The following is a 7,113-nucleotide window of genomic DNA, read 5'->3' as shown; positions in this document are numbered from 1 at the left end:
ACCCCACACCCCGCCCCAACGGGGCTTGGTCATCAGCAACCGCGCAAATGATGTTTATATGCGAGCGATCCGCTCATCAAAACGCAGAATCGATTACAAAAGGAGAAATCAATGCAACTCAATTCTTACCTAATGTTCAACGGCAACTGTGAGGCAGCGTTCAAGTTCTATGAACAATGTCTGGGTGGCAAGATGACTATGATGATGACACACAAAGAAGCACCTTCTGCCGAAAATGTCTCACCGGAATGGCAGGACAAAATCATGCACGCTTGCCTTGAACTAGATGATCGCCTCCTGATGGGATCTGACTGCCCACCAGGATACTTTGAAACCCCGCAAGGTTTCTACGTACAAATTAGCGTTCCTGAAATCGCTGAGGCAGAACGGCTTTTTCACGCTCTTGCAGAAAACGGCAAGGTGAAGATGGCGATCGCGCAAACGTTCTGGTCATCGCGGTGAAGGCATGTTGACCGATCAGTTTGGGACACCGTGGATGATCAACTGCGAACAAATGCACATCACTGAGGTTGATTCATGAAACTCTATGAATTTGCTCCCACACGATCAATTCGGGTTCGTTGGGTTCTCCAGGAACTTGGGGTGGAATTTGAAGCAATCTCCATCAACATGCGGGCAGGTGAACACCGTACACCCGATTTTCTCACCATCAATCCCACTGGCAAGCTCCCTGTACTCATCGATGGCGAAGATATCATCACTGAATCCGTAGCCATTGCTTTGTACCTCGGTGAGAAGTACCCAGAATCTAACCTGGTACCTACAGACTTGCTTCTGCGAGCACAGCTTTATCGTTGGCTCCTCTTTACTGCCACCGAATTGGAACAGCCGCTATGGCGTATCGCTCGCCACACGTTTATATACCCAGAAGAGTTGAGATTGCCTGCTGAAATAACTCTGGCTCGGCAAGACTTCACCAGTATGGCTGTCGTTTTAGAGAACCATCTGTTGGATCGGCAGTTTTTAGTGGGTGAACACGTCACAGTGGCTGATTTTGTGCTTGCTTACACACTGGATTGGGCGAACGAAGTTCAGCTACTCGCCACTTTCCCCACGCTGGTGGACTACATGGAACGAATGTACAAACGACCAAAGGCATCTGGGCGAATCGCAGCTGCACTTGCAAGTCTCAATCAGACCTCACAATGATTCGTGATCTGATCAGCCGTTTGGGTATCAGCCAGAGTGAAGTCTGGTAGATATTGTTTTACAGAGACATCCAGGACATCCAGGTTAATTTTTCCAGCTTCTACCAATTGCAGCGCTGCGATCGCTGTAAAAGATTTACTCAGTGAAGCGAGCGGAAATTGAGTTTGTGGGGTGATAGGTTGCTGAGCGTCCGCTTTGCCATAGCCTTTGGAATGGATTGACATCGCGACACTCCTTGAATTACGTTGCTCCTTCTTCCAAAAAGCTCAATTAACCGAACTGGTCAAAGGAAATAAATGCTCCCATGATTCTCTGGTAAGCTGCCACTTAATCTGGCTCCACCCTTGCATATGCATCCAGCCGGAACCAGGTTGTGTACCGATCGCCTGGAATCCGTAACGTTCTGCTAGCCGGGATACTCTCAGGTTAGCACTCACAGAAAGACCAATAATTTGCTTTAGTTCCAAATCGCGGAACCCAAAATCAATCAGAGCTTTCCCAACTTCGATTGCATAGGCATAACGCCCCCAGTGCTGGGGTGCTAGCTCAATTCCAAGTTCTGCCTGCCCGGCAGCATAGCCATCCTGCCGCAATCCACCACAGCCAATTAACTCCAGATTGCGGCGATCGACGATCGCCAACTGGTAATTGCATCGAGGAACTTCGGTTGCCCATTGTATGAACCGTTGAAACAGTTGATAAGTAAAGTCCGGTGTCACTTCTTCCGGTGAACAGAACTCGGCATAACGAGGATCAGCGTGATAAGCAAGGAATGCAGGCTCATCCTCCTGAACAAAGTCACGGAGAAGAAATCGTTTGGTGGTAATGTCCATAGCCATGTTTTAGGAAAGCGATCGACTCTGGGTTCCTTCACCAGGCGTGATAAATAACACTGAACTGGGAGTACGAACCTTTGCTGTATGCCAGACTCCGCGTGGCACCAAAATGTGCTGACCAGGGGTGTTGAGAGATACAATTGCTTCACCTCTATCTTGCTCCAGCACGAAATCAATCTGTCCAGATAAAAGGCAGACAAATTCCTCTCCAGCAGGGTGTCTTTCCCAACTATCCCAGTCTTGCTCGAATGTGTAGTGGGAAATCAACCGTTTTCCCTTAAAGTCTCCAAATTGCTGTTCTAGCTTTTCGTAGAAGCGATCGCTAACAGCGATCGGAATTGCATTGTTAGCATCATCCAGGACAACAAAAGTTGAGTTGATATTTTGGGGAGTGACTTCACTCATGATTCGATGACTCCTGCTGTAAGAATGAATAACGATTAACCTCGGAAACCAACTAACGCCTTTCGTCCGTCTGCTACGAAGTTGGGCTGCTGGCATACCTATACCCAATCTTCAACCGTTAAAGCCCAGCGTTCATGGTCACGCCATTCTCCATTGATTTTGAGGTATCGTCGAGAGAAGCCCTCCTTCGTGAAACCGAGTCGCTCTACCAAATGAATGGATGCCCTGTTTTGGGGCTGAATACGATGCAAACCGAGTGTACAAAAAGCGTAATCAATCGCTAAACGCACACCCTCTGACATCAACCCCTGACCTGAAAAATTTACGTCAACGTAATAACCGAGATAAGCATTTTGAAACGCTCGGTAGAAGATTTGACTGAAATTTGCGACTCCAATAATTTCAGCGCTATCTGCGTGACAAATTAGTAAGCCTTCAAAGTCCTCATTTTGGCAACGATTGATATAGTTTTTGCACTCCTGCTCGTTGAGTGGAGGAAAAGCCCAGAGGAAATGGAACTCTTTGCTTCGGGAAGGATGTATTGTAATGTTTTCTCTTTCGTTTACCCATTGAGCCATTGCAATGTCTATCGCCTTGCCGCCTAAACGTCTACACACTCAACTTTAATGCTACCGTTGATTATTTGGTAGGCTTCTTTACCAAAGAGCAACTCCTGTTTGTGACAGTACGTACATCACAAGAGCAACGTATTGTTTTTTACCTATATTTGCCAGGAGTATCACCCACAAAAATCATCCACCCGGATATCCCGCCAAATGTCAGAAATCTGCCAGCCAGAGTTGCCAACAGACTGTACTGGAGGATTGTCAAAGAATGGAATATAGTCAGGAACTCTAGCCACTGGAATTGCTGCTGGTTGCTCATCAACCACAGGGGCTGAAGAATTGACGGTATCAGCTTGAAGATTTTGGTCTTCAGCGTGTTGGATTTCCATCATTTTCTTCAGAGTCAGCTTGTCGGATTTTTTGATGATCTTCATAATCTATCTTGTTAATGTTTTCATTCACTGCTCCCCAAAGGCATTGGCTGAAAATCTTGATAACAGCAAAGTTGGGAGAAATTGGGTGTTAATAATTGCACGGAGTATACAAGATATAGCAAATCTATGGAAAATACGAGTCCCTTGCTGAGGAATTTATCTTTTTCGATACAAAGTCCGGTACTTTAGGTGTGTATGCTATGGCAGCAATGCCTTTCGGATGACAAAATTCAAAGTGCCATTGTACTTATTCAGGACAATATGCCAGCAATAAACCTTGAAGCCGGACAAATCGTTCGAGTACGCTCCCGACAGTATCTTGTAGAAGATGTAGTTCTTGGGCCGTCTGCTGAGGAAGACACTTTAGTTCGCCTTTCGTGTCTAGATGACGATGCACTAGGAGACCCCCTGGAAGTTTTGTGGGAGAGAGAAGTCGATGCTCAGTACATAGGTGCAACGAATTGGGATTTAGTTGCCAGCCGAGGATTTGACGATGCACGGCTGTTTTCTGCCTACCTGCACACACTGCGTTGGAACTGCGTCACTTCCATAGACCCAAAATTATTTCAGGCACCTTACAGGGCCGGGATTGAGGTGAAAGCTTATCAGCTAGAGCCACTACGTAAAGCCCTACTGATGCCTAGAGTAGCTCTGTTTATTGCCGATGATGTTGGTTTGGGCAAAACCATTGAAGCTGGGCTGATCCTCCGCGAAATGTTGATGCGCCTAAAAGATACATCCAAATCTACTCAGAAGTCAGCGATGCTTGTTGTCACCTCTTTGCAAAAACGCCTACTCTCCTCTATCGAAGCATTTGCCAGAACTTTAAAGGTGCATCGTACTGCAATTGAAAAGCAAGCTACTTCTACTCCTAACACAGCTAAATTGTCACGTAATTTACCCCTACTTTGGGAACCCCCAGGGGTTGATGATGACCGCGCTGAACTTGATGAAATGGAAGTAGAGGCGGAAGAAAATGCTCAGATGATGGCAGCGACTAGTCAAGCTACGACCTCTGCGCTTACAGCCCGCGAACTAGAACTACTAAAAGAAATGTCGGAGACTGCAAATGCGGCACGTTATCAACCAGACCCCCGCATCAAAGAACTAGAAAATTGGATTCGCAGCAATCTCTGTCCCAATTTGGGCAAGGCAGGGGCTACTTGGAATGACCGCCGAGTAATTATATTTACTGAATATACAGATACAAAACGCTACCTCCAACAGCAATTAGAAGCGTTGATTGCAGGCTCAGACCGTGAACATCAACGCATCGATGTATTTCACGGTGGTATGGGCGAAGAACGTCGAGAAGCAATCAAATTCGCTTTTAATACCGACCCATCTCGCCATCCTCTGCGTATCCTCATTGCTACCGATGCAGCGCGGGAGGGGGTAAACCTACAAAATAACTGCGCTGACCTGTTTCACTTTGACGTACCGTGGAACCCTAGCCGCATGGAACAGCGCAACGGGCGGATTGACAGAAAACTGCAACGATCGCCTGTTGTTCGCTGTTACTATTTTGCACTGCCACAGCGAGCCGAAGACCGGGTACTAGATATCTTAATTAAAAAGACAGCAACCATACAAAAAGAACTGGGTAGCCTTTCCCCAGTGGTAGAGAAGAATTTATCAAGATTGCTGGAAGGGGGTATTCGCCATGAAGAAGCAAATTCAATTGCTGAGGTGATTAAAAAAGTAGACCAGTCTGAGACTCAAGCCAACGCTTTCTCCCAAGTAGTTGATGAAGAATTGGAGGAAATTAGACTTCAAAAAGAGCAATTGGTTAACCAAGTGGCACAACTTCAAGAAATGCTCAAAAGTTCGCAGGACTGGTTAGGACTGGATGACCGCCATTTTCGGGATGCTATTTCCGCTTCTTTGGAAATTTTGGGAGTAAATTCGCTCGCACCTGTGGATGCTAATGAGGCGGCTAATGACCCTACTACTACGCGTTGGATAGTACCATCTCTCGACCAACGCTTGGGAGCAGATCCCACCTGGGTTAATACTCTTGATACCTTAAGAATACCGCGAAAACACGGTCAAAAACCTTGGGAATGGCGACGGGAGGCTCCCATTCGTCCGGTAATTTTCCGCGATCCTGGTACGTTGGATGGTGATGTAGTTCACTTGCATTTGGAACACCGGGTAGTGCAGCGGTTATTGGGACGCTTTTTATCGCAAGGTTTTACACACCATGAATTAACTCGTGCTTGCGTCTGTCTCACGGATGAACCTTTACCTAAAGTGTTAATTTTAGGACGCTTATCTTTATATGGCGATCGCGCTACTAGATTACATGATGAAGTAATTGCTGTGGCTGCGGAATGGTCAGACCCAGTAACTAGAGGGCGTAAAAAGTTACAAGCTTTACCAGAAGGACAAAAAGATGATGTTTTAGCTTTACTGGAAAATTCTTTAGCTTCTCCCAGGTTGCGAGAGGTTCCTGCATCAGTTAGACAACGCTTATGTCAAGCTACATCTGAGGATGTGGGAGAGTTGACACCACATTTGCATAAACGTGCAGAGGTGCTAGCTGAACGCGCCAAGAAAAAGCTGACAGCACGGGGACAAAAGGAAGCTGAGGAAATGAAGAAGATTTTGGAGGAACAACGCGATCGCATTTTCAAAACTAAACAAGAAACCGAACAACCCCTACAGCTTTCGTTATTCGCTGAAGAAGAGTTGCGTCAGTTAGAAGCAGACCGTCGCCATTGGGATAAGCGGCTAAATATGCTAGCTGAAGAGTTGGTGCGCGAACCAGCCCGAATTGAAGCAATTTATGAAGTGAAGGCGGTACGGGTTGAACCTGTAGGTATAGTTTATTTGTATCCAGTTAGCGGTTAGTTGTTAATTTGCAGTAATTGATTCTTAAATCTATGACTTATGCTGAAATTTTTTCAACAGAAACTTGATGCATAATTTGCTCTTTTAATGAATCTGCTGCAACTGCTGCAATAGTTTCCCAATCTTCTTGTTTCAACAACACCGCAAGCAATTCGCGTAGTATCTCTCGATTAGAGATAAACTCTTCGCCATAAAGTTCATCTGTTCCCAAAACAACGAGTATGTGTTCTCTGACTTGTAATGTAGGTAATCTTAATCTTTGAAGTAATTTCTCTCTTGCAGTTTTTACCGCAATTTTTGTAGCTGTTCCTAAATTCCAGTTATTCAGCAGCAACCGCACTTCTCTATTAAGAGAAATACGTAATGTTGTTAAACGTCCTAAAAGTTCAAAGTTAAGCATGAGGTCGCCAAATCCAGAACCCCAATCCAAGCCAGCACCAATGTTCCCACCTACTTTATCTTCTGCTTCAACAGCTTTTCTCAACCATTTTTCATCAAACAATAAATCCATCGGATTTACTGCATTTTCTTGATTAAAAGTGCTTTGAATATAATTAGGTTCTTCCTGATTCATTAACTTCACCTCGCTACCTTATTCAGAAGAACGGCGAACTCCATACTCAAAATAAACCAAGTCTTCGTAATCTTCATCCTCTCCCAAATCAATCATCCCTTGATTATCATAAAATTCTTCTGCTCCTGGTAGCGAATGTAACCCTACTCTACCCTCGTAACCTAGTTCGATACTGCGGTTTCTGGCAAATGCTAAGAGTGCAGTACCAACGCCTTTTAATTTGGGCGGACGTTGAATAAATTCCCGGTTCCAAGGCGCAGAAGCAATTCCATCAA

At 45.4% G+C, this 7,113-nt stretch carries 9 protein-coding genes and 1 pseudogene; 3 read left to right on the top strand and 7 right to left on the bottom strand.

The genetic code is table 11. The annotated features are described in order from the left end of the window. The first annotated feature begins 111 nt into the window (after positions 1-111). The gene (locus tag IQ229_RS07005; protein ID WP_228013255.1) at positions 112-462 is read left to right on the top strand and encodes a VOC family protein; all 351 of its coding nucleotides are present in this window, start codon (positions 112-114) and stop codon (positions 460-462) included. A gap of 75 nt (positions 463-537) precedes the next feature. Beyond that, entirely contained in the window at positions 538-1,170 is a 633-nt protein-coding gene (locus IQ229_RS07000) for a glutathione S-transferase family protein (protein WP_194042449.1), read from the top strand. Here IQ229_RS07000 and IQ229_RS06995 read toward each other — a convergent pair. From IQ229_RS06995 to IQ229_RS06975, 5 genes are all read right to left on the bottom strand, one after another. Further along, positions 1,155-1,394 (bottom strand): serine hydrolase domain-containing protein, encoded by a 240-nt coding sequence (locus IQ229_RS06995; protein ID WP_194042447.1) that lies wholly within the window; start codon positions 1,392-1,394, stop codon positions 1,155-1,157. The genes IQ229_RS07000 and IQ229_RS06995 overlap by 16 nt on opposite strands. A 42-nt stretch (positions 1,395-1,436) precedes the next feature. After that, positions 1,437-2,003, bottom strand: coding sequence for a GNAT family N-acetyltransferase (locus tag IQ229_RS06990; RefSeq protein WP_194042446.1), 567 nt, complete (start codon positions 2,001-2,003; stop codon positions 1,437-1,439). Between the two features lie 9 nt (positions 2,004-2,012). Beyond that, complete coding sequence (locus tag IQ229_RS06985; RefSeq protein WP_194042445.1) at positions 2,013-2,411, bottom strand: cupin domain-containing protein; 399 nt, start codon at positions 2,409-2,411, stop codon at positions 2,013-2,015. Between the two features lie 98 nt (positions 2,412-2,509). Next, a complete protein-coding gene (locus tag IQ229_RS06980; RefSeq protein ID WP_322743950.1) occupies positions 2,510-3,028 on the bottom strand; it encodes a GNAT family N-acetyltransferase in 519 nt (172 codons plus the stop codon). Positions 3,029-3,150: 122 nt separating this feature from the next. After that, complete coding sequence (locus IQ229_RS06975; RefSeq protein WP_194042444.1) at positions 3,151-3,411, bottom strand: hypothetical protein; 261 nt, start codon at positions 3,409-3,411, stop codon at positions 3,151-3,153. Between the two features lie 270 nt (positions 3,412-3,681). Here IQ229_RS06975 and IQ229_RS06970 point away from each other — a divergent pair, with 270 nt between their 5' ends. Further along, positions 3,682-6,264, top strand: a complete 2,583-nt coding sequence (locus IQ229_RS06970; protein ID WP_194042451.1) for a helicase-related protein — start codon at positions 3,682-3,684, stop codon at positions 6,262-6,264. A gap of 37 nt (positions 6,265-6,301) precedes the next feature. On the opposite strand, the gene IQ229_RS06965 is transcribed toward IQ229_RS06970, so the two are convergent. Both IQ229_RS06965 and IQ229_RS06960 read right to left on the bottom strand, forming a co-directional pair. Continuing rightward, positions 6,302-6,838, bottom strand: a complete 537-nt coding sequence (locus tag IQ229_RS06965; RefSeq protein ID WP_194042443.1) for a hypothetical protein — start codon at positions 6,836-6,838, stop codon at positions 6,302-6,304. An 18-nt stretch (positions 6,839-6,856) separates the two neighbouring features. Beyond that, a pseudogene (locus IQ229_RS06960) lies at positions 6,857-7,113 on the bottom strand (GNAT family N-acetyltransferase); the annotation flags it as partial.

The organism is Nostoc cf. edaphicum LEGE 07299 (assembly GCF_015207245.1).
Classification (GTDB): domain Bacteria; phylum Cyanobacteriota; class Cyanobacteriia; order Cyanobacteriales; family Nostocaceae; genus Nostoc; species Nostoc edaphicum_B.
Note: the sequence above shows the minus strand (reverse complement) of the source record. Positions and strands in the feature narration are given on the sequence as shown.